Raw genomic sequence first — 3,024 nt, forward strand, 5'->3', positions numbered from 1 at the left:
GGCGCCGCTGGGCGAGGTGGAAGAAGCGCTGGCGGCGATCTGGGCGGAAGTCCTGGGCGTCGAGCGCGTGGGCCGCCACGACAACTTCTTCGAGTTGGGGGGGCATTCGTTGCTAGCACTGCAAGTGGTCGCTCGAGTTCAGTCTCGGATGCAGAAGGACATGGCCATTCGAGATTTCTTTGCTAACCCCAGCTTGCTGGAGATGAGCGTCTTAGTCGGAGCCGGGAGGCTCATAACGGCGAGCAGTCAGTCGCTATCGGAAATTGATTCGTTCATTGACGACCTGGAAACCGCGTAATGGATAGTTTGGCGAGTCATCGTATCGCAGAGCGTTTCGCCCGACTTGGGCTTGATCAGCGTAAGGCGATCTATCGAAAGATCAGGTCGGAGGGTTTGGACGTTGGACACTTCCCGATTGTCACCCGAAATAGCTTGGATCATTCCCGCTGCCCGTCTTCCTATGCTCAGACGCGCCAGTGGTTTCTCTGGCAGCTGGATCCACTAGGCACGGCGTATCACATCAGTGGCGCGCTGAAGCTCAGGGGCTGCTTGGACATGCAAGCGCTCAAGGCAAGCTTTGACGCATTGGTTGAGAGGCACGAATCGTTGCGCACGGTTTTTCGGGCGAGGGAGGACGGACGGGTCGAGCAGGTAGTCCAGGCGGATGGCCACGTGCGGATAGAAGAGCTTGATCTGAGCGCGTTGGCTGCCGAGGAGCGCGGGAGTAAGTTGAGAGACGGCGCGGCCGGTCTACACCAGACCCCGTTTGATCTGAGGACGGGGCCGTTGTTGCGAGTGGGCTTGATCAAGGAAGCGACGGACGAACATGTATTGGTGGTGGTAATGCATCACATCGTCTCGGATGGATGGTCGATGCAGATCATTGTCGACGAGTTCGTGGCGCAGTATTGCTCTCAGGTGCTAGGTCAGGATTCAAGACAGGCGACCTTGCCGATTCAGTACGCAGACTACGCGGTCTGGCAACGAAACTGGCTGGAGGCTGGCGAGAATGATCGGCAGTTGGCGTATTGGAAGGCGCAGCTGGGCGACGCGAATCCGGTGTTGCAATTGCCCACTGATCATCCCCGCCGGACAGACGGAGTCTATGGCGCGGGGCGCCATCGCGTCGTGCTGACAAGCGAACTGACGCATGGGCTGCGTAGACGGGCGCAGGCTGAAGGAGCGACGTTGTTCATGGCGCTGCTGGCGGGGGTTCAAATAATGCTCTATCGCTACAGCGGCCAGGAGGATATTCGGGTTGGGGTGCCTATTGCAAATCGCCATCGGGAAGAGACCGAAGGCGTGGTGGGCCTTTTTGTCAATACGCAGATTTTGCGCAATTTGATTCACGGACGTCAGAGCCTGGGAGATGTGCTCAAACAGGCCAAGGAGGCGGCGCTCGGGGCGCAGACCCACCAGGACCTTCCCTTCGAACAACTGGTCGAAGCGTTGCAACCGCAGCGCAATCCGGGCATCAATCCGTTGTTTCAGGTGCTGGTCAATCATCAGCGCACGGGCCCTCGGACGCTGCAACAATTGCCGGGGGTTACGTTGGAGGAGTATGCCCTGGGCGAACAAGGCGCACAGTTCGAGTTGACTGTGGATTTGGACGAAGATGCCGAAGGTCTGGTGCGGGTGAGTTTTAGCTACGCCAAGGAGTTGTTCGAGGCGTCAACGATAGGGCGTATGGCACAGCATTACGTGGCGGTGTTGCAGGCTCTGGCGCAGCGGCCCGAACAAGCGGTGGGTGATGTGGAGTTGTTGGCGGAAGCGGAGCAGCAACAGATTCGGGCCTGGGGGGTGAACGAGTGTCGTTACCCTGAGACGGAATTGGTGCATCGGCTGATCGAGCAGCGGGTGCAGGAGCATCCGGCGGCGGCGGCTCTGGTGTTCGGCGACGAGTCGCTCAGTTATGTGGAGCTCAATGCGCGGGCTAACCGCCTGGCGCATCGTCTGATCAAAGTGGGGGTAGGGCTGGAGGTGAAGGTTGGAATCGCGGTGGAGCGTTCCATCGAGATGGTGGTGGGACTGCTGGCGATCCTGAAGGCGGGCGGTGCCTATGTGCCGCTAGATCCAGAGTACCCGACGGAGCGGCTGGCCTACATGGTGGACGACAGTGGAATCAGGCTGCTGCTGACGCAGCGTGCGGTAAGGGATCTGTTGCCGGCGTTTGAGGGGTTGGAAATTCTGAATCTGGACGGGCTGGACGTGGGAGACGAGCCCGCACATGATCCGCGGATCGATGTGCATGGAGAGAACCTCGCGTATGTGATCTATACGTCGGGATCCACGGGACGTCCAAAAGGCGCCGCGAACCGGCACGGCTCACTCCTGAACCGGTTGCACTGGATGCAGCAGGCGTATGGGTTGTCTGCATCGGACACGGTCTTGCAGAAGACACCCTTCAGCTTTGATGTGTCGGTGTGGGAGTTCTTCTGGCCGCTGATGACGGGCGCGCGGCTGGTGGTCGCCAAGCCAGGCGATCATCGCGATCCGGCGCGCCTGGTCGAACTGATCCTCCAGCACAACGTCAGCACGCTGCACTTCGTGCCGTCGATGCTGCAAGCGTTCCTGGCGCATGAAGGCATTGAGGCCTGCGCCAGCCTTACACGCATTATTTGCAGCGGCGAGGCGCTACCAGTTGAAGCGCAGAATGGCGTATTCAAGCGTTTGCCGCAAGCTGCGCTTTATAACCTCTATGGTCCGACCGAAGCTGCCATTGATGTCACTCACTGGGCTTGCCGCGATGACGGACGCGGCCACGTGCCTATCGGGCAGCCGATCAGCGGCATCCAGACCTATGTGCTTGACGACGGCTTGGGCCTAGCCCCGGCTGGCGTGACGGCCGAGTTGTACTTGGGCGGAGTCGGCTTGGCTCGAGGCTATCTGGGCAGCAGCGGGTTGAGTGCTGAACGCTTCGTGGCGGACCCGTTCGGCGAGGCTGGCGGCCGGCTTTACCGCACTGGCGATCTGGTGCGCTGGAACGCCGAGGGCCAGCTGGAGTACCTGGGACGGATCGATCAT

The 3,024-nt window shown here is 60.2% G+C and carries 2 protein-coding genes; both read left to right on the forward strand.

All coding sequences use genetic code 11. From position 1 onward, the window contains the following. Positions 1 to 298, forward strand: a 298-nt coding sequence (locus tag HV793_RS30945) for a phosphopantetheine-binding protein (RefSeq protein ID WP_175214473.1), incomplete at its 5' end; no start/stop codon positions are given. Then, a partial coding sequence (locus HV793_RS30950) for an amino acid adenylation domain-containing protein (protein ID WP_175214474.1) occupies positions 298 to 3,024 on the forward strand: 2,727 nt, incomplete at its 3' end. The genes HV793_RS30945 and HV793_RS30950, both read left to right, overlap by 1 nt.

Origin of the sequence: Achromobacter aegrifaciens (assembly GCF_902859965.1) — a bacterium.
In the GTDB taxonomy this organism is placed as follows: Bacteria; Pseudomonadota; Gammaproteobacteria; order Burkholderiales; family Burkholderiaceae_B; genus Achromobacter; species Achromobacter aegrifaciens.